Genomic DNA, 20,376 nt, shown 5'->3' on the forward strand with positions numbered 1-20,376 from the left:
ACTGCACTCGGTAGGGTGTGGGAGAGTAGGACACCGCCGAACAATCATTGAAAGTGGCCCCGCCTGTGTCAGGCGGGGCCACTTTTCTTTGTGGTGTCGTAGTATGCCGATGCCATGGCCCGCCGCGGCCGAATTGAATGCCGGCGAGGGAGTGTGCGTGGACGCCGTGAGATTGCCGAAGGTTCTGCGCGGCTCCTTCAATCCGTACGGCGGGCCCGTGCAACGCTCCGGGTCGGCGGTGCCGTGGCGGGAGCATGTCGCGCGATGGATCGGGCGGACCTTCATGGTCGCGGCCGTGGTGTCGCTGCTCGGCGTTGCACTGCACGACAATCGCGTCGTCTCGATCATCGAGGACGTTCTCGGCCTGGTGAATGTGCCGGCCGAGCCGAGCCTCTTCATCGTCTGCCTACTCTTCGTGCTCGCCGGCGCTGTCCGCCGCCGACAACGCTTCGGGCACACCGTCGTCGTGGCACTGATGTTCCTCAGCGTGCTGAGCAGTCTGGTGCTCCTGCTGGGCTCGGTGTTCCATCAGGACTGGCTGCAGGATTCGCGGCTGTCGGGCTTCGACCGTGACTATCACTCGTTCGTGACCAGCGTGCCGGTCACCGCAGTCTCTTTCGTGGTGGGCCTCGGCGTGCTGGTGGTGGTCGCGGCCAGCCGGTCGAACTTCCCTGCGCGCCTGGCACCCGGCAGCAGACTGGCTGCCGCGGTGGTGCTGGTGCTGGGGTTGCTGGTGTCCTTTCTGGTCACCTTCGCGGTGTCGGCGACAGCGGACAACACGCTGCGCGGCACGGGGGAGGTCGCGCGGTTCGCGTTCCGCTCCACCTTCGGCCTGATCTCGGACGAGTCCACGCCCGGACTGCACGGACATGCCGGGCACGCCTGGGTCTACGGACTCGCCGGGATCATGTCCACCGTCGCGTTGCTGCTGGCGAGCCTGGTCTTCGTGCGATCGGGCCGGGGCAGCCAGTTCCAGTCCGCGGACGAGGAGCTCGCCATACGGCGACTGCTGCTGCTGCACGGCGAGAACGACTCGCTGGGATACTTCGCGACCCGGCGAGACAAGAGCGTGGTGTTCGCACCCGACGGTCAGGCCTGTGTGACCTACCGCAACGAAGGCAGTGTGAGCGTTGCCAGCGCGGACCCGATCGGCCGAGGGGCGTCGTGGCAGCCCGCGATCCAAGCATGGCTCGCCCAGTGTCGCGAGCACGGGCTCTATCCCGCCGTGCTGTCCAGCTCCGAGCGCGGGTCGCACGAGTATGTCGAAGCCGGCCTGAAGGCGTTCGCGCTCGGCGATGAAGCGATCATCGACGTCGAGACATTCTCGCTGCGCGGTCGGTCGATGCGTCCGGTCCGGCAGGCGGTCACCCGGCTCCGCCGAGCGGGCTACACCACCCAGGTGCGACGGCACAGCGAGCTGTCAGCAGAGGAGCTGCGCCGGATCGGCATACTCGCCGAGGAGTGGCGTGGGGAGGAGACCGAGCGCGGCTTCTCGATGGCGCTGAACCGGCTCGGAGATCCTGCCGACGGGCGATGCGTCATCATCACCGCCCACGATGCACACGGCGTGATCCGTGGGTTCCTGTCGTTCGTCCCGTGGGGCGTGCGCGGAGCGTCCCTGGACCTGATGCGGCGCGACCGGGACGCCGAGAACGGCCTGAACGAATACCTGGTGTCGGAGCTGATCGAGGCAGCGCCCGAGCACGGCATACGACGGATCTCGTTGAATTTCGCGGTCTTCCGAGAGGTGTTCAGCAGCGCGGACCAGGTGGGCGCCGGCCCGATCACCCGGTTCAACGACGCGGCGTTGTCCTTCGCCTCGCGCTTCTTCCAGCTCGAGACGCTTTATCGCTCCAACGACAAGTACAAGCCGACGTGGGTGCCGCGACTGCTTTGCTACGACCCGGCGCTGACCGTGCCGCGCGCCGGGCTGGCCATGGGCATCGCTGAGGGCTTCGTCCCGATGATCGGCCCGCGCGTGCTGACCGGACCTCGACCGTCGGACGTGCAGCCACCGCGACCGGAGCCGTGGTTCGTGGACCGGGTGCGCGAGCAGGAGTCCGCGTTGCTGTTGCCGGCTCCGCCGCCGGTGCACCTGTCGGAGCAGCAGCGCGTGCGCCGAGACAAGCTCGAGGTGCTGGACGAGGCGGGCGTCAGCGGCTATCCGGTCGCGGTCGCCCGGACCGGCCGCGTCTACGACATCCGGCGCCGGTACGCAGACGTGCCCGCGGGACAGGTCACCGGCGACGAGGTGTCGATCGCCGGCCGAGTGCGGGCGCTGCGCGACCTCGGCGGCGTCTGCTTCGCCGTGCTGGAGGACGGCCACGAAGCTCTGCAGGTGATGGTCACCGCGAGTGAGTCACCCGCCGACGCACGGTCACTGTGGCGCAGCACGGTCGACCTTGGGGACCTGGTCAGCGTGACCGGTCCCGTCGCCACGTCGCGCAACGGAGAGCTATCGGTCCTCCTGCACTCCTGGCAGATGGCCGCCAAGTGCCTGCGGCCGATCCCCGGCCCCGGGGTGCTGCCGGCCGAGGAGACGCGGGTCCGCAACCGGTCGCTCGCGCTCCTGCTGGACCGGGATGCGCGCGAACTGCTCGTCCAGCGGTCGGCCGCCATACGAGCACTGCGGGACTCCTTCCAGGCAGCCGGCTTCCTGGAGGTCGAGACACCCATGCTGCAGCCGGTCCACGGCGGCGCAGCCGCGCGACCGTTCGCGACACACATCAACGCCTACAACATGGGCCTCTACCTGCGGATCGCGCCGGAGCTCTATCTCAAGCGGCTGGCGGTCGGCGGGATGCAGCGCATCTTCGAGATCGGCCGCAACTTCCGCAACGAGGGCGCGGACGCCACGCACAACCCCGAGTTCACCTCGCTGGAGGCCTACGCGGCGTATGCCGACTACGTCTCGATGCGTGAGCTGACCCGGCAGGTGTTGATCGACGTCGCAACCGCTGTGCACGGGCGGCCGATCGCGTTGCGCCCCAACACATCCGGTGGGTATGACCAGATCGACCTGACCAGGCCGTGGCCCGAGGTGACCGTGCACGACGCGGTGTCGCGAGCGGCCGGTGTGCCGCTGACGTCGGACTCGGACCGGGACGCGGTGGCAGCGGTCTGCCGGGCCCACGACATCACGGTCCGTGCCGAGCAGACGGCCGGACACCTCGTCATGGAGCTCTACGAAGCACTGGTCGAGAAGCAGACGACATACCCGACCTTCTACTGTGACTTCCCCGTCGAGGTCTCGCCGCTCGCTCGGCGGCACCGCGACGACCCGCGGCTGACCGAGCAGTGGGACCTGGTCGCCTATGGCACCGAATTGGGCACGGCCTACAGCGAACTCACCGATCCGATCGATCAGCGGCAGCGCTTCACCGCGCAATCGCTGGCCGCGGCCGCCGGCGACGTGGAGGCCATGCAGGTCGACGAGGCGTTCCTCGCGGGCCTGGAGCTGGGTATGCCGCCGACCGGCGGCCTGGGGCTCGGAGTGGACCGGATCGTGATGATGCTGACCGGACAGAACATCAAGGCCACGCTCGCGTTCCCCTTCGTGCGCCCGCAGGCCTGACCCTCAGCGGATCTCCGGCAGACTCGACCAGGGGAAGTCGATCCACAGATCCGTGCGTTTCCAGACGTATTCGCACTTCACGACCGACCGCGACTTCTCGTAGATGACCGCTGAACGGGTCTCCTTGACGTGGCCTTCGCAGAACTCGCGCACCAGGTTGAGCGTGCCGCCGGTGTCCGCGACGTCGTCGAGGATGAGCACGGTGGCGCCGGACAGGTCGACCGGCTGCGGGACGGGCGGCAGCATCACCGGCATGGGCAGGCGCTCGTCGACGCCGGTGTAGAACTCCACGTTGAGCACGTGCACGTTCTTCATGCCGAGTGCGTAACTGATCGCGCCCGCCGGGATGAGACCGCCGCGTGCGATGGAGATGATCAGGTCGGGCCGGTAGCCGTCGTCGTGGATCGTCTGGGCGAGCTCGCGGCTCGCCCTGCCGAACAGGTCCCAGGTGAGCACCTCGCGCTGCTGAGTCATGGCCCCATTGAACTCCAAGCCGCCGGATCCGTCTCGTTAAGGTGGCGACATGGTGGACCGCGAGCAACAGGCAGCGATGACGACGCCCGGGCCGGAGAGCGACGCAGACATCCCGGATTATGTGCACGCACTGGGGATCCCCGGGCTTGCCGACGTGCACGTGCACTTCCTGCCGGAGCCGATGCTGCGGAAGGTGTGGGCCTACTTCGACGGCGCCGAGGAGCACTACGGCGCACCGTGGCCGATCACCTACCGCTTCGACGAGGCGACGCGCATCGCGGTGCTACGCGGCTTCGGGGTGCGGGCGATCCCGGCGCTGACCTATCCGCACAAGCCGGGGATGGCGCGCTGGCTGAACGAGTGGAACACCGAATTCGCCCGCCGCGTGCCGGACAGCATCCACTGCGCCACGCTCTATCCGGAGCCGGACGTCGCTTCGTATGTCGCGGACGCCCTCGCGTCGGGTGCCCGCTTGTTCAAGATGCACGTGCAGGTCGGTGCCTTCGCTCCGGACGACGAGTTGCTGGAGCCCGGCTGGGAGCAGCTGGAGGCGGCGGGCGTGCCTGTCGTCATACATGCTGGATCTGCCCCGTTGCCAGGCGAATTCACCGGATCTGAGCGTGTCGCTCGCGTGCTGGCCAAGCACCCCGAGTTGACCCTCGTCGTCGCGCATGCGGGCATGCCGGAGTATCACGAGTTCGCCGACCTCGTGGAGCGCTACGAGCACGTGCACCTGGACACGACGATGGTGGCGACGGACTACACGGAGCGTTTCGCACCGCTACCGGGCGATTACGTCGCGCGGCTCGGCGAGTTGCGTGAGCGTGTGGTGCTCGGCTCGGACTACCCGAACATCCCCTATCCCTACGCGCACCAGTTGGCCGCCCTGGCGCGGCTGGACCTGGGCGACGACTGGATGCGGGATGTGTTGTGGCACAACGGTGCCCGGCTCATGCTGATTGAGTAGCGACGAAGGAGCGTATCGAGATCGATCAGTGGCTCTGCAGCTCAGCGAGGAGCTGGTCGCGGTCGGTCACCGGTGCCTGGCAGACGAACCCGTGACAGACGTATGCCGCGGGTCGTCCGTCGACCAGCGGCCGGTCCGCCAACAGCGGGCTGCCCGGTCGGTCCGGGAGGCCGTGCACGATCACGGCACCTGCGGTCGGTGCTTCCCAGGCCGACGTGACCAGCCCGCGTGCCGCACGTCCCTCGCCGGCGACCGCGACCTGCACGGGGCCGGCCAACGCGGACTCTGCGACGGCGAGTGCCCAACCGGCGAATCGCGGTGCCTGCGAGGCGATCTGAGCCATGACCGACAGCCCGCGCTCGGAGCGTTCGCGGGCTGCTGTGTCCCCGGTCAGCGCGCTCAGTAGGAGAAGCGCTCCGGCCAGACTCGACGTGCCGCACGGCTCCGCGTTGTCGCCGGACCCACGCGGTGTGAAGAAGAGCTGCTCGCCGTCCGAGGCGGCATCGCGGAAACCACCCGAATCGTCGGCGAAGAGCCGCTGCGCGTCGGTCAGCAACTCGCGCGCCGAGGTCAGGAAGCGCTCCTCACCGGTCGCCTGGTGGAGCACGAGCAGGGCCTCGGCGAAGTTGCCGTAGTCGTCGGCCACACCCAGTGCCGCACTGACCCGCCCGTCCAGCGAGGTGCGGCGCAGCCGGCCGTCGACGAGGTGCCGGTCCAGGATGAAGTCCGCGGCTCGCGTTGCCGCGTCGAGCCATTCGGACTCGTGCAGGATCATCGCTGCCTCCGCGAGTGCGCTGATGGCCAGGCCGTTCCAGGACGTGACGACCTTGGCATCGCGGTCCGGCTGCGGCCGCTGCGCGCGATGCGCGAGCAGTGTCGCGCGGGTCGACTGCCACCAGGCCTCGTCCTCGGGGTCCTGCGCCAGCTGCAGGGTTGAGGTGCCGTGCTCGAAGGTGCCGTCCGCAGTGACACCCAACAGGTCGGCGGCACGGGTGCCCTCGGTGGCACCGAGCACGTCCTGCAGCTCGGTGGGGGACCAGACGTAGGTCGCACCCTCGGTGCCGGCCGTGTCCGCATCGAGTGCGCTGGCGAAACCGCCTTCCGCGGTGCCGAGATCGCGGATCACGAATTGTGCTGTCTCCACGGCGATCCGGGCAGCAAGTGGACTCCGCGACGCTCGCCACAGATGCGCGTAGACACGCAGCAGTTGGGCGTTGTCATAGAGCATCTTCTCGAAGTGCGGCACGGTCCAGGTGGCGTCCACGCTGTAGCGGGCGAACCCTCCGGCGAGCTGGTCGTAGATGCCGCCGCGGGCCATGGCCTCGCAGGTGTGCTCAGCCATCTGTAGTGCGGTCTGCTGACCGGTCCGGGCGTGATGCCGCAGGAGGAACTCCAGCACCATCGACGGCGGGAACTTCGGTGCGCCACCGAAGCCGCCATAGGTCTGGTCGTAGGAGTGGGCGAGTGCGTCGACGGCGGCCGCGGTGAGGTCGGCGGTGAACGCTGCCGGTGCGCTGCGCTCCGCGGCTGCAGCGAGCTGGGTCGCCACGTTGCTGCCCGAAGCCCTGACCTCGTCGCGCTGGGTCTGCCAGGCATGAGTTGCGGCCGAAAGTAGCTGCAGGAACTGTGGTTTCGGCAGGTAGGTGCCGGCGAAGAACGGCTCGCCCTCCGGCGTCAGCAGGCACGTCATCGGCCAGCCACCGCTGCCGGTCATCGCCGTCGTGGCCGTCATGTATGCCGCGTCGATGTCCGGCCGCTCCTCGCGGTCCACCTTGATCGCGACGAAGGACGTGTTGATCGCTTCCGCCACCTGCGAGTCCTCGAACGACTCGTGCGCCATCACGTGGCACCAGTGACAGGCGGCATACCCGACCGACAACAGGATCGGCACGTCGCGCTCGATCGCCTCACGCAGTGCGTCGGGTCCCCACTCCTGCCAGTCGACGGGGTTGTCGGCGTGCTGGCGGAGGTAGGGGCTGAGGGAGTCCGCGAGTCGGTTGGCCATGTGCCCAGCCTGTCACCTTCAACGGCGGAGTGCGGCCAGGCCCTCGGACTGCCCGGAGCGGCGCAGCGCATCGGCCACGAAGCCGCTGGAGAGCAACTCGTCGAGCAGTTGGTTGAGCCAGGCGATCGTGTCCGGATGAACCGTCGGCCGCGTCGCCATCGCCTGGCTGATCTGCATGAACGGCTCGTCGATGACGCGGAGTCCGGAGTGGGCGGCGACATACGCAGTGACCGGCTCGCGGATGCCGGCGGCCACGTCGAGCGACTGCTCGGCGAAAACCGTTGTGCCGTCGACTCCGCGGACGATCGTCGCGTGCTCGAGCGTGCGGGTGAGGAAGAGGTCGTATGCCGAGCCCTCCTTCACTCCGATCCGGACGCCGGGCTGGTCGATGTCGGCGGGTGTGCTGTGTGGCGAGTTATCGGGCACGGCATACACCCCGTCGATCAGGACGTATGGCGCCGTGAAGCGGACCGCCTCGGCGCGGGCGGGCTCGTCCGCGAGGAACGCGAGCGTGGCGTGTCCCTCGGTGAGTTCGGCGAAGGACTTGCGGGCGGCGTCGAAACAGGTGAAGTGCACCTCGACGCCCAGTCGGTCGGCGATCTCGCGGGAGAGGTCGACGGTGATGCCGCCGGGCGCATCGCTCGTGCCGTTCGCGAGCACCGCGTTGCCGAGGTTGATGGACGCGCGCAGTGTCCCGCCCGGGGCCAGATCTGCGCGGACTTGGTCGGTCGTCGAGGTCATGCACCGATCGTAGAGGCGCTGGTGGCGTCGCGGCGAGCCGCTGCTGACAGCAGCGAAACCTAGTAGGTGGCAACGGGTTTCACGGATGCTTGCAGCATGTCCGATGAAGAAGTCAGACCACCACATCCACTCGGCAAGCAGGTTGCGGAGCAGTTGCTCGACCAGCGGGTGATCGTCCTGGACACCGCGCTCGACGACGAGATCGGCACCCGGCTCATCTCGCAGCTCTACCTGCTCTCGGCCGCCGACCCGCGGGCCGACATCAGCTTCTGGATCAACTCTCCGGGCGGCTCCGTGCCGGCGATGCTCGCGATCATGGACGTCATGCGGGCGATCCCGAACGACGTGTCGACCCTCGCGCTCGGATTGGCCTGCAGCGCAGGACAATTCATCCTGACGGCGGGGGAGAAGGGCAAGCGCTTCGCGCTCCCGCACTCCAAGATCCTGATGCACCAGGGCAGTGCCGGTTTCGGCGGCACCGCAGTCGACATCGAGTTGCAGGCCGACGACCTGCGACAGACACGCGACACCGTGCTCGGCATCACCGCCGAACTCACCGGCCAGCCGCTCCCGCGCATCTTCGAGGACTCGCTGCGCGACCGGTGGTACACCGCTGAGCAGGCGGTCGCCTATGGGTTCATCGACGAGGTCATCACTGACATGAACCACGTCAAACCGCGGAAAACACCTGTGGGACTGGGAGGTTCGGAGAAATGAGTTCTTACACGATCCCCAACGTGATCGCGCCGTCGCCGCGGGGCGACCGGGTGATGGATGTTTACAGCCACTTGCTTTCCGAACGCATCGTCTATCTCGGCACCGAGATCGACGACGGAGTGTCCAACGCGCTCATCGCGCAGATCCTGCACCTGGAGTCGACCAACCCCGACCAGGAGATCAACCTCTACATCAACTCGCCCGGCGGATCGCTGACCGCAACGTTCGCCGTGTATGACGCCATGCGGTTCGTCCGATCCCCGGTCGCGACGACTTGTGTCGGTCAGGCGTGCTCGACGGCGGCGATCCTGCTCGCGGCAGGTGCGCCGGGCCGGCGCAGCGTGCTGCCGCACTCCAGAGTCCTGCTGCACCAGCCGTCCGGGAGCGGCCGGGGCGCCATACCGGACATCATCCTGGCTGCGGACGAGGTCATCCGGTTGCGCTCGGAGGCGGAGGAAGTGCTGGCGCACCACACCGGCCAGCCGATCGACGTGCTGCGCAAGGACACCGATCGCGACCGGATCTTCACCCCGCAGGCAGCGGTCGACTACGGGCTGGCCGACGAGGTGATGGACTACCGGTCCTGAGCTGCTCCACACGACGTGCCCCGGTGAGCGAAAGTTGGGAGTCCCGCGAAGTATCGGAGCGAGGTACGAGCGGAGAACTTCGTGGGGTGGCTAGGCAGCAAGTGCGACGGGGCCGCGCATGGAAGTCGTGGCACTGGAGGTCGTTGCCGATCGGGTCGAGCCGACGCTGCGCAGCTCGATCACCTGCTGTGCGCGGTCGAGCGCGGTCATGCGCAGCAACTCGCGGACCGTCAGGTCGGTGACCTCGGCAAGCGTGCAGTCGAGCGCTCCTGCGATCGCCGCGACGATCTCCGACGAAGGATCCTTGCGACCGCGCTCGACCTCAGAGAGGTATTGCGCGGAGATCCCGGCGCGCTGTGCTGTCTCGGTGATGGTGCGGCGGCGGTGCAGCCGGACCCGGCGCAATTGCCCGCCGAGGACGTCCCGCCAGAGCGGCTCGACCGGCGTCTGTCCGGGCGGTCGGATTGCGGTCGTCGCGGATGTGTCGGTGGTTTGCTGTCGCAGCTGTCGCACGTCACCCATACGTCGACGGTAGGCCCGCGACGCGCTCGCGGCATACCGTTTTCTGCTCAGGGCAGAAGCCCGCGGACAAGACCCAGCCCACCCATCGGCCAATGACGGCTTCCTCGCCGAGAGACGGCGAAATGGGACCGTCACTCGACGGGCGGACCGTCACTCGGCGAGCACTGGTCGGTCAGCGGCGCTCACACGCTCACTCGGGGTAGGCGCCGGGCGGGAGGACAGCAGGGTCCGAGACGGCGCAGTCCGGCGTGCGGCGCTCGGCGACCTGCGGGCGCTCCGGCTCGCGGACCGAGGGGACGAGTGCGAGTGCCACCATCGCAGCCGCGCCGACGGCGAGCATTGCGTGCAGCACGCCGACGTGCTCGCCGAGCAGCCCGAGCAGTGGTGGGCCGGCGAGGAACGCGGTGTAGGCGATGGTGCTGATGACCGAGATCCGCGCGTTCGCCTGTGCCGGGTCGTCGGCGGCGGCGCTCATCCCGACCGGGAACCCGAGCGAGACGCCGAGGCCCCAGATGACGATGCCGACGTAGGCCACAGCAGTCGGGCCGAAGACGACAACGAGACTGCCGATGATCGCGAGACTGAAGCAGACGCGGAGCACCGGCACCCGACCGAACCGGTCGAGCAGCTTCGTGCCGACGAGACGCCCGGCTGTCATACAGGACAGGAAGACGGCGAACGCGAGCACGCCTGCCCACTTCGGCACGTGGTGACCCTCGACGAATGCCAGGGACATCCAGTCGTTCGCAGTGCCCTCGGTGAATGCGGCGACGAGGGTGACGACGCCGATGAGCAACACGCGGGGATCGAGCCAGGCATTGCGAGTCGAAACCCGTTCCGGGGTGGGAGTTTTCGGAGTGTCATCGGCGAGGCGAGGCACGGTCTGGAAGTTGCCGGATGCCCACATGCCGATGCCCGCGATGAGGCACATCATCACGCCGACGTGGAGCCAGACGGGGACTCGAGCGGCAGTGACTGCGGCACCGATGAGCGCGGCCAGCACGGTGCCGCCGCTGAACATCGCGTGGAAGCGGGGCATGATCGAGCGCCCCAGATGGCGCTCGGCGATCGCGCCCTCGAGGTTCATCACGACGTCCCAGACACCGATGCCCCAGCCGGCGATCATCAGGAATGCGACCGCGGTCCAGTGGTGGTGCGTGCCGACGGCGATGGCTGTGCAGATGTATGCCGTCGCGGTCAGCAACGACCCCAGGCGCACTGTGCGACGGGCGCCGAGCCGACCGACGATCCACCCCGACATCGGCAGGCCGAGGACACTGCCGATCGACCCGGAGATGAGGAAGAGTCCGAGGCCGGCAGCGGAGAGGTGCAGCAGTGACTTGATGTCCGGCAGTCGGGCGGCGAAGGTCGCGAAGGCGGCGCCGTTCAGCGCGAACATCACCGTGACCGCGGTGATGGCCCTGCGGATCTGGGCAGGGTCCGGCCGGGCGGGCGAGGAAACCGCTGCCCGATCGGTCATCGTCATGGTGTCTCTTCCGGAGCTGGGATGGCGTCGAATCGATTCGATCGAATCGATTCGATAGTCTGCTCCCATGTCGGTCGGAGGTCAAGCCGGAAGCGGCTCAGGATGCGCGTGACGTTGCGCGACGTGGCCGAGCGCGCGGGCGTCGCGACATCGACGGCATCGCTGGTCTTCAGCGGCAACAAGCCGGTGGCCGCCGAGACGGCCGAGCGGGTCCAGGCAGCGGCTGCTGAGCTCGGCTACGGCGGTCCGGACCCGATGGCTTCGTCGCTGCGGCACGGGCGCAGCGGAGTGATCGCCGCCGTGGTGGAGCGTCGCATCCTGCACGCCTTCCGGGACCCGTATGTCGTGTCGGTCCTCGACGGGTTGTCGCAAGTCGTCGGCGAGCTGGGCTGCGGTTTGCTCCTGTTGCCCGACACCGCAGAGGGGTATGGCGACAGCGGACCCCAAGTGTCGCGCGTGGCAGCGGATGCTGCGGTATTCATGCTGTGCGGTGACGAGAACAACGTGCTGGCAACACAATTCGCCAGTCGCGGGGTGCCGGTCGTGGGCACGGGCGCGCCGCGGGGCGCCGACGTGCAGGTGACCGCTGACGAGCGAGCGGCGTCACGCAGCGTCGCGCAGCTGCTGCACGATCTTGGGCATCGACGGGTCGGACACGTGATGATGCCGCTGGCCTGGGGCGGCTCGACGGGGCGACGCACGATCACCCAGGTGCGGGCCAGTCGCTTCCCGGACACGCGCGAGCGGGCGATCGGGGTGCGTGACGTCTTCCGGACGGCACCGCTGATCGAGGCGCAGGAGCCGGACTTCGACTCCGGGTATGCCGCCGCCGGTCTGTTGCTGGGCGCGTCGCCGCGTCCGACCGCGATCATCGCGCAGAGCGACCTGCTGGCCGCGGGGGCTGTGCAGGCAGCGGTGGATCGCGGGCTGCGTGTGCCGGAGGACCTGTCGGTGACCGGGTATGACGGTGTCTCGTTGCCGTGGTTCCCGCGGACGCTGACCACGATCGACCAGCACCCGATCGACAAGGGCCGCGCTGTCGGTGATGCGGTGCGTGCGCTGCTCGCCGGTGAATCCGTGTCGGATGTCGTCGTGCCGGTGACGCTGCGTGAGGGTGACACCACCGGTCCGGTTCCTGGGGCCTGATCGCCGACTGACGCATGTGGCATCGACTGACGCATTTGCAAATGCGTCAGTCGATGGCAGATGCGTCAGTGGGTAGATTCACCGTCGATGGACACTTCCTTGTGGCGACACGAACCCGCCGGCTATCGCTGCCCGTTCTGCGCGTTCCTGCGCGGGGAGTGGGACGACCGCAACGCGGCGACGGATCTCATCGTGCGCCGCGAGCTGGTCTTCGCCCGGATCGCGCCGAAATGGTGGCCGGAGAACGACGGTGGGGCGCTCGTCATACCGAACGAGCATGTGGAGAACCTCTACGAGCTGCCCGTCGAGGTCGGTCATGCACTGATGGACCTGACCCGGGATGTCGCGATTGCGATGCGGGAAACGTATGGATGTCAGGGAGTTTCGACTCGCCAGCACAATGAGCCGGCCGGCGACCAGGATGTCTGGCACCTGCACGTGCATGTCCTCCCGAGGTATGACGGGGACGATCTCTACGTGCGGCATCGCGGGGCGCGTTACGTTGACGCCGGAGCACGTGCCGACTTCGCTGACCGGCTGCGCGCATCGCTGGACTGAGCGCACACGACTGGCGAAGGTGGGGCAGCACCGGGGAGTGTGAGTTCGTCGTATCGCCCGCTTGGGTACGACTCCTGATCGGAAGAGGAGTCTGCCGATGGCCACCACTGCACAGACCCTGGACCGCACCGCCGTGTCCCGGAAGATCTTCGCCGACGTCGCGGAACGTGCCGCGAATTTCGCTGCGACACAGGGACGATCACCATGCCTCGCCACGGTGCTGATCGGTGACGATCCCGCGTCGCACACCTACGTCCGGATGAAGCAACGCCGCGCCGGCCAGCTCGGGCTGGAGTCGCGGCGTGTCCAGGTGCACACCGGAAGGCATCGTCCGGCTGCTCGACGCCTACGACCTACCGATCGCCGGCAAGCGGGTGTGCGTCGTCGGGCGCAGCGCGATCCTCGGCAAGCCGGTCGGCCTGTTGCTGCTGGCGCGGGACGCCACGGTGACCTTCTGCCACTCGCGCACCGGCGACCTGGCCGCTCAGGTCGCCGAGGCAGACATCGTGGTCGTGGACGCGGGCTACAACCCGGGGAACGTTGGAGACGTTGAGTTCTCGGTGGCTGCGTCGCGAGCGTCATACATCACGCCGGTGCCGGGCGGTGTCGGGCCGATGACCATCGCGGTGCTGATGGAGCAGACGGCGACTGCGGCGGAGCAGCGCGTCTCCTAAGACTTGGCCGGCAGCTGGTAGGCCACCGTGTGGCGGGGTTCGTAGACCTGGATGTCGTTCGTGCCGGGCACCTCGACGTCGATCGCGATCCCGTAGCCGCGATCCTCCGGCACACCTCGCAGGTGCGCCCCGCGCTCGGTGAGCTCGCGCGCCGTCGCCTCGACGTCGTCGCAGACCAGACTCATCACGTGCTGTGGCGCGCCGGCGCCATGGCTCGGCATCAACGGATGGACACCGAGTTCGCTGGGTCCGGTGCCGAAGATGAGCCAACTCGTGGCGTCGCCGGGGTCGGCCCCGGCATCGCTGGAATCGGCGTCGCTGACGAACGGCCACTGCAACACGTCGCGGAAGAAGGCGCGGGTCGCCGGTGGGTCGGACGAGTAGATCAGCGTGTGCACGGCCGTCAGCATCTCCTCAGACTAGTGCGGAGGTGCGTTGCGCCGGCCGGAAATCGGATGCGGTCGTCCGGTTGCTCGCCATACGTTCGAGACATGCGCCCACCCGATGCCGGCTTTGCCGACCCGCGACTCGCCGTCCTCTACGACCACTTCGATGACGACCGCAGTGACCTGGATGTCTACGCGGCGATGTTCGACGAGCTGGACGTGCACAAGATCGTCGACGTCGGCTGCGGAACCGGTTGTCTCGCAGTGCTGCTCGCGGAGCGCGGGCTCGAGGTCACCGGCGTAGATCCGGCGGTCGCGTCGCTCGATGTCGCACGTGGCAAGCCGTATGCCGACCGAGTGACCTGGGTGAAGGGTGACGCGACCGCACTGGCCGGCCGGGTGAGTGATGCCGACCTGGCGGTGATGACCGGCAATGTCGCGCAGGTCTTCGTGGACGACGCGGACTGGGCGGCGACCCTGGGCGCCATACACGAGGTGCTGCGGGACGGAGGATGGCTCGTCTTCGAGACGCGCCGGCCGGAGATGCGGGCCTGGGAGACATGGACGACACCGCCGACCGAGGTGGTGCTGCCGGACGGGCGCCGAGGGACGGACTCGATGACCGTGACCGAGATCCAGTTGCCACTGGTGACCTTCGAGTCGACCCTCGAACTTGCCGGCGAGACGCTGAAATCGGTGTCGACACTACGTTTTCGTGAGTATGACGAAATCGTCGCCGACCTGGAGCAGCACGGCTTCGAGGTCGCTGAGGTGCGTGATGCACCGGACCGTCCGGGCAGGGAATGGGTCTTCCTCGCACGGCGTCGGTGAGTCATTGGAAGTCGCGGGACTTGCTGCGCACGTGGATCGTGAGGTGCTCCAGGCGATCCGCGAGCAGGTTGGTGACGCCGTCCTCGGACCGCTCGAGGATGCCGCGCACCACCATGGCGGGCGACGACCTCGCGATGCGCCGGTAACGGTGCCACACCCCTTTGGACACAATGACATTCAGGATGCCGGTCTCGTCCTCGACATTGACGAAGGTGATGCCGCCGGCCGTCGCGGGTCGCTGCCGGTGGGTGATCACGCCACCGACGTGCACTCGGCGGCCGGTCTGGAAACCTTGCAACTGCTCGATCGGCAGCACACCGCGCGCATCCAGGTCGGCGCGGACGTGCCGGATCGGGTGGTCGCCCGGGCTGATCCCGGTGGCCTGCAGGTCGTGCATCAGCAACTCGCCGATCGACAGCTCCGGCAACAGCGGCGGTTGGTAGGGCACGCGCACCGGCAACTGGTCGCCACGGATCGACGCCGCCTCGGCCGAGCGCCACAACGCATCCCGGCGTGAGCCGGTCAGTCTGTCGAGCGCCCCGGAGAGCGAAAGAGCCTCCATCTGCTCGGTGTTCAGGTCAGCACGCCGTGCGAGATCAGCTAGATCGGTGAACGGACCGTCGAGATCACGAGTCCGCACGATGCGCTCGGCGGCCTTCTCACCGAGCGCGGTGATGTCGGCCAGCCCGAGCCGCACCGCGAAGTGCCAGTCGCGCCGGTGCTGCCGCCAGTCGGGCGCGGCGTCGGTGTCGAAGTCACCGATCTCCTCCTGGGTGTGGTCGCGCAGGCAGTCGTCGTCGCCGCCGCGATGGTCGAGCGCGTCGGGGGAGTCCGGCTCCAGGTCGGCGTGCACGCTGGAGCGCGACAGGTCCGGTGACAACACCTCGACACCGTGCCGCCGCGCATCGCCGGTGAGCGTCTGCGGCGAGTAGAAACCCATTGGCTGGGAGCGCAGCAGACCGGCCAAAAACGCTGCGGGGTAATGCAATTTGAGCCATGAGCTGGCATAGACCAGCACCGCGAAACTCAGCGCGTGCGACTCGGCGAAACCGAAGTTGGCGAACGCCTCGATCTTGGTGTAGATCTCCTCCGCAGTCTCCGGCGGTATGCCGTTGCGGGCCATCCCGTCATACAGCTTGGTGCGCAGGGAGTCGATGCGCTCGACCCCGCGCTTGGACCCCATTGCCCGCCGCAGCAGGTCCGCGTCGGCGGGAGTGCAGTCGCCGACGGCGATCGCCATCTGCATCAGCTGCTCCTGGAAGAGCGGCACGCCGAGTGTGCGCTCGAGCACCGGCTCCAGCAACGGGTGCGAGTAGGTGACCGGCTCCTTGCCGGTGCGCCGCCGGATGTAGGGGTGCACCGCGCCGCCCTGGATCGGGCCGGGGCGGATCAGCCCGATCTCGACCGCGAGGTCGTAGAACGACCGCGGCTTCAGCCGGGGCAGGGTGCCCATCTGCGCGCGGCTCTCGACCTGGAAGACACCGATCGAGTCGGCACGGCACAACATGTCGTAGACGCCCGGCTCGTTGCGCGGCAACGTCTCGATGCGCCACTGCTCGCCGGTATGGCGCTCGACCAGGTCGAAGGTGTGCTGCAGTGCGGCCAGCATGCCGAGGCCGAGGAGGTCGAACTTCACCAGCCCCATCCACGCGCAATCGTCCTTGTCCCATTGCAGGACAGTGCGATCGGTCATCCGCGCATGCTCGATCGGGCACACCTCGCTGACCGGCCGATCAGTGAGCACCATGCCGCCGGAGTGGATGCCGAGGTGCCGCGGATAGGTCAAAACCTGCTTGGCCAGCTCGATTACCGGCGCAGGTATGTCGTGGTCGGCGCTGGAGATCTCCGCACCCCACCGCTCGACCTGCCGCGACCACGCATCCTGTTGACCCTGACTCGCGCCGAGAGCCTTGGCCATGTCGCGCACGGCGTTCTTCGGGCGATAGGTCACGACGTTGGCGACCTGCGCAGCATTGCGCCGGCCGTAGCGCTCGTAGACGTGCTGGATGACCTCCTCGCGTCGGCCGGAGTCGAAGTCGACGTCGATGTCCGGTGCTTCCTCGCGCAGCTCGGACAGGAACCGCTCGAACGGCAGCTCGTAGAAGATCGGGTCGATCACCGTGATGCCGAGGACGTAACAGACCGCGGAGGCCGCGGCCGAGCCACGCCCCTGGCACAGGATGCCGCGCGATCGGGCGAACTGCACGATCTCGTGCACGATCAAGAAATAGCCCGGAAAGTCTTTTTTCTCAATGGTGTTCAGCTCGCGCTCGATGCGTGCGTATGCCGCGTGGTTGTCCCGTGGATAGCGCTCCGCGGCACCTCGCATGGTCAGCTCGCGCAGCCAACTCATCGGGGTGTGCCCGGCAGGCACCTCCTGACGGGGGAGACGTGGCGACGCCGCGCGCAGGCTGAACGCCAGATCGTCGGCGATCTCGACGGTCCGCTCGACCGCGCCCGGGAAGCGACGCATACGCCGGGCCATCTCCGCACCACTGCGCACGTATGCCGCGCCGTGCACCGGCAGCCAGCTGTCCAGCTCCTCCAGACTGCGACGTGAGCGAACCGCGGAAAGCGCTGTGGCGAGCGGGTATTGATCGGGCTCGGCGTAGTGCACCGCATTGGTCGCGACGGTCAGTGCACCACCTACCGTCGCCACCTCGGCGAGCCGGTCGCAGGTGTCGCTGTCTGCCGGATTGCCGTGGTCGGTCAACTCGACGAGGACGTTGTCCTTGCCGAAAAGTTCCTGGAGAGAGCGCAATTCGGAGACCGCGGCGTCGTGGCCCTGGCGCGCGAGGGCGCTCGGCACGCTGCCCTTGCGGCACCCGGTCAGCACCACCCACTGCCCGGCGGACTCCTCGGCGAGCGCCAGCAGGTCGTAGAGCGGCTTGCCCTTCTCCGCGGCGTCGGCGAGCTGGCCGTCGGTGATGGCCTTCGCCAGCCGGCGGTAGCCCTCGGCGCCGCGCGCGAGCACCAGCAGGTGGTTGCCCTCGGGGTCGGGCACGCCGTTCTGCGGAGCGGTCAGCCCGAGCGACAGCTCGGCACCGAAAACCGTTTGTAAACCATAGCTTTCGGCAGCCTCGGCGAAACGCACGATGCCGTAGAGGCCGTCGTGGTCGGTGATGGCGAGGCCGTGGAGACGCTGCCGGGCCGCCTCGGTGACCAGATCCTCGGGCGCCGCGGCACCGTCGAGGAAGCTGTAGTGGGAGTGCGCGTGCAGCTCGGCATACGGCACGACGGGCGCGGTGGGCGCGTCGAGCTCCGAGGGCCGGAACGGCTTGCGCTTGCGGGAGAAGACCGGCCCGTCGCCGCCGTCCGCGGGCCGGCCGCGCACGGTCCGCTCCTCCGGGCGGATGCCGCGGGACAACGCCTGCTCCAGCTGCGACCACGGTATGGCGGGGTTGCTCCACCCCATTAACGATCACCACGCAAGCTCAAGGGTCTCGATACGGCTCCGCTAGCGCTCCGCCTACTCGACCAGCTTGGGTTGTCAGTCATAACGCGCCTCGATGAACCAGGTGTCGCCCTCGGCGAGCAACAGCCACGCGGACGACTGGTTGTCGACCAGCTGGAAACGGTTGAGGCGCTTGCCCTTGCGCCACCAGCGTTGCTGGATCGGCCACGGCCCGGCCCACTGTGCGACCCGCCTGGCGGTGTTGCCGGGAAGGCGCAACCACGCCGGCTCTCCGCTGACCCCGCCGCGGGCGTCGACGGTGATCGGCTCACCGACGTCGGTGCAGACCTGCACCTGACGTGCACTGCTGAAGACGGTGGCCGGAGAAGGGCCGGGCACCGTGCCCGGCCAGGGCTGCTCGAGGCGGCGTTCGCGCACGGTCGGCAGTGCGTCGCCCCACGGTCGCAGGACACGTCGCTCGTGCAGCAGGCGCCCGCCGGAGACGGTGCTGGTGAGGACGGCGTCATGCCCGAGCCGGTGCTGCAGGGTGGTCAGGGCGTGCTCGACCTTCTCGTCCGGGCGGTCACCCCACAACCCCTGCGCGTGGTGCTCGGCGTTGTCGACCGACTCGGGGAGGACCTGCACGGACAGCACCGAGGCACCCAGTGAGTCGTCGTCGACGGTGGTTGCCTCGGCGGCGAGATCCTCCAGCTGCCAACGGATCCGGTCGAGGACCTCCGAGCTGCCGAACTGCCACGGGTGCCGCCAGAGCCGCTCGAAGAGCGTGTCGGGCTCGAGCTGCACGGTGACCCGGATCTCGGTGCAGATCAACGAAGCTCGGGTGAGCAGCTGAGTGAAATCCGCGGCGGCCGGCTCGCAGCGCGCGATGATCTGCTCCACCAGATCGGTGGCCGGATCGAAGAGCACCCGCATGCCCAACTCCGGTGGCACCGTGCGAGGGCTCAGGATCGGGGTGTCCTCGCCGCCGGCGAGTTGGTGGGCACGCAGCCCGGCGGCGCCGAAGCGGGCGTGCACCTGATCACGGGGAAGCTGCATGAGGTCGCCGAGAGTGCGAATCCCCATGCGCTGCAACAGATTGTCCAGCTTCTTGTCGCACGCGACCGCGACCGGGAGGCCGGCCAGGAAGTCGGCCGAGCCGCCCGCCGGAACGATGTGGATGGGCGCAACGCTCGAGCTGGTGTATGCCGCCTGCTCGGCGGTGAAGAGCCCGTCGGCGACGGCGACGCGCAGGTCGACCGGCAGCCGCAGCTCGTGCTCGGTGAAGTCGCGCAGATGGGTGAAGAGGGCGCTCGCAGCAGCGTGTTCACCGCCGTAGAATCGGCCGGCTCCTTGCGCGCGCACCGCAGCCACACCGGGGCGGACGACGTGCACGTCGGGGATCTTCTCCTCGACGGCGTGCAGCATCGGCTCGAAGGCCCGCGCCTCGGCGACGAGGTCGTGCGGCAGCACGATCAGGTCGGGACAGCGGTGCTGCGCCTGTCGGATGCGCAGCCCGGCGGTGACACCCTCCAGCTTGGCCGCGGGGGAGCACGCGACGACCGTCCCGCGGTCGGCCAGGGCAAGTGCCTGATCGGCGGTGATGCCCTGGGTGAGCCGTGCCGCGAGCACCGACCAGCCAGGGCACCAGACCAGCATCACGCGGACGGGGGAGCTGCTGATCATGGCCGGACCGGGATCTCGAGGTCGACATGCCGGGTGTGGGCGCGCTCGGTCGCTTCGAGCCGCAGGGTGCCGGCGGACAGGTGGCCGTGCCCGTGATACAACCCCTCCCACCGCACGACCCGACCGGTGAGCGCGGCGGCGGCGCGCGGCCAGTCGCCCAGCACCACCAGGGTGCTGCCGCTGGTCCGCAGCCTGGCGAGCAGACGGGACACCTCACCGGGCGAAATGCGCTCCGGCGGCGCCGCGACGACCAGCGCACTCACCTCGACGAGCGCGGCCACCACCGAGGTCCAGTCGCCGGCAGGGACATGGGGGACCAGCGCCAGTCGCTCGAGCCAGACGCCCCACTCGGCCGCGGCCTCGATGCCCAGATCGGGCACACCGACGACACCGCACCACGAGCCCGCCATCGAGGGTCCGGCGAGCAACGCCAGCGCCGCGCTCATCGAGCCGCGCAAGGTGTATGCCGCACCGGCGCGCAGCCCGCGCGGGAACAACCCGGCCAGGGCGGGGTGCACTGGCACGCTGCCCGCAGCAGGAGTCTGCTCGTGGCGCTGCAGCAGCTCGTGCAACTCGGCGACCCGGGTCGCGGTGGTGGCGGTCATGCGATCTATGATCGAACAAATGTTCG

The 20,376-nt window shown here is 68.5% G+C and carries 17 protein-coding genes, 1 pseudogene and 1 riboswitch; of the genes and pseudogenes, 9 read left to right on the forward strand and 9 right to left on the reverse strand.

The genetic code is table 11. From position 1 onward, the window contains the following. Positions 1-157 precede the first annotated feature (157 nt). Positions 158-3,574 (forward strand): bifunctional lysylphosphatidylglycerol synthetase/lysine--tRNA ligase LysX, encoded by a 3,417-nt coding sequence (lysX, locus tag ACSZL9_RS08860; RefSeq protein ID WP_446665128.1) that lies wholly within the window; start codon positions 158-160, stop codon positions 3,572-3,574. Between the two features lie 3 nt (positions 3,575-3,577). Here the strand turns inward: lysX and ACSZL9_RS08865 are convergent, their stop codons facing one another. Continuing rightward, entirely contained in the window at positions 3,578-4,048 is a 471-nt protein-coding gene (locus tag ACSZL9_RS08865) for a phosphoribosyltransferase (RefSeq protein ID WP_446665129.1), read from the reverse strand. A 49-nt stretch (positions 4,049-4,097) separates the two neighbouring features. On the opposite strand from ACSZL9_RS08865, the gene ACSZL9_RS08870 reads away from it, so the two are divergent. Beyond that, positions 4,098-5,015 carry an amidohydrolase family protein gene (locus ACSZL9_RS08870; protein WP_446665130.1) on the forward strand — a complete coding sequence of 306 codons (918 nt, stop codon included), beginning with the start codon at positions 4,098-4,100 and terminating at the stop codon, positions 5,013-5,015. 25 nt (positions 5,016-5,040) lie between these two features. Here the strand turns inward: ACSZL9_RS08870 and ACSZL9_RS08875 are convergent, their stop codons facing one another. Further along, positions 5,041-7,020, reverse strand: coding sequence for a thioredoxin domain-containing protein (locus tag ACSZL9_RS08875; protein WP_446665131.1), 1,980 nt, complete (start codon positions 7,018-7,020; stop codon positions 5,041-5,043). Between the two features lie 18 nt (positions 7,021-7,038). Beyond that, a complete protein-coding gene (locus ACSZL9_RS08880; protein WP_446665132.1) occupies positions 7,039-7,761 on the reverse strand; it encodes a transporter substrate-binding domain-containing protein in 723 nt (240 codons plus the stop codon). A gap of 96 nt (positions 7,762-7,857) precedes the next feature. On the opposite strand from ACSZL9_RS08880, the gene ACSZL9_RS08885 reads away from it, so the two are divergent. Both ACSZL9_RS08885 and ACSZL9_RS08890 read left to right on the forward strand, forming a co-directional pair. Next, positions 7,858-8,478 carry a ClpP family protease gene (locus tag ACSZL9_RS08885; protein ID WP_446665133.1) on the forward strand — a complete coding sequence of 207 codons (621 nt, stop codon included), beginning with the start codon at positions 7,858-7,860 and terminating at the stop codon, positions 8,476-8,478. After that, complete coding sequence (locus ACSZL9_RS08890; RefSeq protein ID WP_446665134.1) at positions 8,475-9,065, forward strand: ClpP family protease; 591 nt, start codon at positions 8,475-8,477, stop codon at positions 9,063-9,065. The genes ACSZL9_RS08885 and ACSZL9_RS08890 overlap by 4 nt, the downstream gene beginning before the upstream one ends. A 90-nt stretch (positions 9,066-9,155) precedes the next feature. Here ACSZL9_RS08890 and ACSZL9_RS08895 read toward each other — a convergent pair whose 3' ends face one another. Then, entirely contained in the window at positions 9,156-9,587 is a 432-nt protein-coding gene (locus ACSZL9_RS08895; RefSeq protein WP_446665135.1) for a helix-turn-helix domain-containing protein, read from the reverse strand. Between the two features lie 190 nt (positions 9,588-9,777). After that, on the reverse strand, positions 9,778-11,073 hold the full coding sequence (locus ACSZL9_RS08900) for an MFS transporter (RefSeq protein ID WP_446665136.1): 1,296 nt from the start codon (positions 11,071-11,073) through the stop codon (positions 9,778-9,780). A gap of 102 nt (positions 11,074-11,175) precedes the next feature. Here ACSZL9_RS08900 and ACSZL9_RS08905 point away from each other — a divergent pair, with 102 nt between their 5' ends. The 4 genes and pseudogenes from ACSZL9_RS08905 (at position 11,176) to ACSZL9_RS08920 (ending at position 13,451) form a co-directional block, all read left to right on the forward strand. Further along, positions 11,176-12,219 carry a LacI family DNA-binding transcriptional regulator gene (locus ACSZL9_RS08905; protein ID WP_446665137.1) on the forward strand — a complete coding sequence of 348 codons (1,044 nt, stop codon included), beginning with the start codon at positions 11,176-11,178 and terminating at the stop codon, positions 12,217-12,219. Positions 12,220-12,306: 87 nt separating this feature from the next. Beyond that, positions 12,307-12,777, forward strand: coding sequence for an HIT family protein (locus tag ACSZL9_RS08910; protein WP_446665138.1), 471 nt, complete (start codon positions 12,307-12,309; stop codon positions 12,775-12,777). Next, a riboswitch (ZMP/ZTP riboswitch) is annotated at positions 12,774-12,851 on the forward strand. It overlaps the preceding gene by 4 nt. A 23-nt stretch (positions 12,852-12,874) precedes the next feature. Then, positions 12,875-13,033, forward strand: a pseudogene (locus ACSZL9_RS08915) (tetrahydrofolate dehydrogenase/cyclohydrolase catalytic domain-containing protein); the annotation flags it as partial. A gap of 46 nt (positions 13,034-13,079) precedes the next feature. Then, positions 13,080-13,451 carry a hypothetical protein gene (locus ACSZL9_RS08920; protein WP_446665139.1) on the forward strand — a complete coding sequence of 124 codons (372 nt, stop codon included), beginning with the start codon at positions 13,080-13,082 and terminating at the stop codon, positions 13,449-13,451. Here ACSZL9_RS08920 and ACSZL9_RS08925 read toward each other — a convergent pair. Further along, positions 13,448-13,861, reverse strand: a complete 414-nt coding sequence (locus ACSZL9_RS08925; RefSeq protein ID WP_446665140.1) for a VOC family protein — start codon at positions 13,859-13,861, stop codon at positions 13,448-13,450. The genes ACSZL9_RS08920 and ACSZL9_RS08925 overlap by 4 nt on opposite strands. An 81-nt stretch (positions 13,862-13,942) precedes the next feature. Between ACSZL9_RS08925 and ACSZL9_RS08930 the strand changes: the two genes are divergently transcribed. Beyond that, the gene (locus ACSZL9_RS08930) at positions 13,943-14,668 is read left to right on the forward strand and encodes a class I SAM-dependent methyltransferase (protein ID WP_446665141.1); all 726 of its coding nucleotides are present in this window, start codon (positions 13,943-13,945) and stop codon (positions 14,666-14,668) included. Position 14,669: 1 nt separating this feature from the next. Here ACSZL9_RS08930 and ACSZL9_RS08935 read toward each other — a convergent pair whose 3' ends face one another. From ACSZL9_RS08935 to ACSZL9_RS08945, 3 genes are all read right to left on the reverse strand, one after another. Next, positions 14,670-18,083, reverse strand: a complete 3,414-nt coding sequence (locus ACSZL9_RS08935; RefSeq protein ID WP_446665142.1) for an error-prone DNA polymerase — start codon at positions 18,081-18,083, stop codon at positions 14,670-14,672. Positions 18,084-18,158: 75 nt separating this feature from the next. After that, complete coding sequence (locus tag ACSZL9_RS08940; RefSeq protein WP_446665143.1) at positions 18,159-19,745, reverse strand: DNA polymerase Y family protein; 1,587 nt, start codon at positions 19,743-19,745, stop codon at positions 18,159-18,161. Continuing rightward, a complete protein-coding gene (locus ACSZL9_RS08945) occupies positions 19,742-20,350 on the reverse strand; it encodes a hypothetical protein (RefSeq protein ID WP_446665144.1) in 609 nt (202 codons plus the stop codon). The genes ACSZL9_RS08940 and ACSZL9_RS08945 overlap by 4 nt, the downstream gene beginning before the upstream one ends. Positions 20,351-20,376: the final 26 nt, after the last annotated feature.

The organism is Flexivirga sp. B27 (assembly GCF_052905685.1).

What these genes read in the sequence shown, in the direction of transcription:
- ACSZL9_RS08895 (WP_446665135.1), bottom strand. Translation starts at nt 9,587, where the DNA reads ATGGGTGACGTGCGACAGCTGCGACAGCAAACCACCGACACATCCGCG.
- ACSZL9_RS08885 (WP_446665133.1), top strand. Translation starts at nt 7,858, where the DNA reads ATGTCCGATGAAGAAGTCAGACCACCACATCCACTCGGCAAGCAGGTT.
- ACSZL9_RS08940 (WP_446665143.1), bottom strand. Translation starts at nt 19,745, where the DNA reads ATGATCAGCAGCTCCCCCGTCCGCGTGATGCTGGTCTGGTGCCCTGGC.
- ACSZL9_RS08935 (WP_446665142.1), bottom strand. Translation starts at nt 18,083, where the DNA reads ATGGGGTGGAGCAACCCCGCCATACCGTGGTCGCAGCTGGAGCAGGCG.
- ACSZL9_RS08945 (WP_446665144.1), bottom strand. Translation starts at nt 20,350, where the DNA reads ATGACCGCCACCACCGCGACCCGGGTCGCCGAGTTGCACGAGCTGCTG.
- ACSZL9_RS08880 (WP_446665132.1), bottom strand. Translation starts at nt 7,761, where the DNA reads ATGACCTCGACGACCGACCAAGTCCGCGCAGATCTGGCCCCGGGCGGG.
- ACSZL9_RS08910 (WP_446665138.1), top strand. Translation starts at nt 12,307, where the DNA reads ATGGACACTTCCTTGTGGCGACACGAACCCGCCGGCTATCGCTGCCCG.
- ACSZL9_RS08870 (WP_446665130.1), top strand. Translation starts at nt 4,098, where the DNA reads ATGGTGGACCGCGAGCAACAGGCAGCGATGACGACGCCCGGGCCGGAG.
- ACSZL9_RS08905 (WP_446665137.1), top strand. Translation starts at nt 11,176, where the DNA reads ATGCGCGTGACGTTGCGCGACGTGGCCGAGCGCGCGGGCGTCGCGACA.
- ACSZL9_RS08930 (WP_446665141.1), top strand. Translation starts at nt 13,943, where the DNA reads ATGCGCCCACCCGATGCCGGCTTTGCCGACCCGCGACTCGCCGTCCTC.
- ACSZL9_RS08875 (WP_446665131.1), bottom strand. Translation starts at nt 7,020, where the DNA reads ATGGCCAACCGACTCGCGGACTCCCTCAGCCCCTACCTCCGCCAGCAC.
- ACSZL9_RS08900 (WP_446665136.1), bottom strand. Translation starts at nt 11,073, where the DNA reads ATGACGATGACCGATCGGGCAGCGGTTTCCTCGCCCGCCCGGCCGGAC.
- ACSZL9_RS08890 (WP_446665134.1), top strand. Translation starts at nt 8,475, where the DNA reads ATGAGTTCTTACACGATCCCCAACGTGATCGCGCCGTCGCCGCGGGGC.
- ACSZL9_RS08865 (WP_446665129.1), bottom strand. Translation starts at nt 4,048, where the DNA reads ATGACTCAGCAGCGCGAGGTGCTCACCTGGGACCTGTTCGGCAGGGCG.
- ACSZL9_RS08925 (WP_446665140.1), bottom strand. Translation starts at nt 13,861, where the DNA reads ATGCTGACGGCCGTGCACACGCTGATCTACTCGTCCGACCCACCGGCG.